Below are 256 nucleotides of genomic sequence, written 5' to 3'. Positions count from 1 at the left end.
CAGTCTGTCCTCTTTGCTTATATATATATGGCTGGGCGGAACGCCCCGCATCTCTCTATAAAGCGCACTCTATAAAGGGCGAGGGCGGTTCGGCAAACCGGTGATGACGCCGATTGCGCCGGTTCGATACGGCGTGAAGGACGAATATTGCCTGTTTTGGGCTGTTCCGGAGCGATCAGCCTCGAAAGCCGCCGGGGCTGTCACAAAGCCTATCTGGCCGCTATCCGATGTGCGTGAAATTCCCCCAGTCAAAACA

The sequence above is a fragment of the Rhizobium sp. UBA1881 genome (genome assembly GCF_002338015.1).
In the GTDB taxonomy this organism is placed as follows: domain Bacteria; phylum Pseudomonadota; class Alphaproteobacteria; order Rhizobiales; family Rhizobiaceae; genus Rhizobium.
Note: the sequence above shows the minus strand (reverse complement) of the source record.